1 rRNA gene is annotated in these 255 nt (G+C 45.5%); it reads left to right on the top strand.

The annotated features are described in order from the left end of the window. Positions 1-108 (top strand): 23S ribosomal RNA (locus tag M3182_RS25945); the annotation flags it as partial. Between the last annotated feature and the right edge of the window lie 147 nt (positions 109-255).

Raw genomic sequence — 255 nt, 5'->3', positions numbered from 1 at the left:
GCATTAGCTAAGTAAGATCCCTGAAAGATGATCAGGTTGATAGGTCAGAGGTGGAAGCGCGGTGACGTGTGGAGCTGACTGATACTAATCGATCGAGGACTTAACCAAATTTGAAAAGCGAAGGCAATTGTTCAACTTCGACAGACGTTGGAGAGCCGGCCATGCAAATCCCGATTTTGGATTTGTTTGGACGGATTGAAACGGCCGAGAAGTTAGGAGCCGTAGCTAGACAACGATACTCAATTTACTTTACTT

The sequence above is a fragment of the Mesobacillus maritimus genome (assembly GCF_023715205.1).
GTDB classification, from domain to species: Bacteria; Bacillota; Bacilli; order Bacillales; family Cytobacillaceae; genus Mesobacillus_B; species Mesobacillus_B maritimus_C.
The sequence above is the reverse complement of the archived record's forward strand: the minus strand, read 5'-3'. Positions and strand labels throughout refer to the sequence as shown.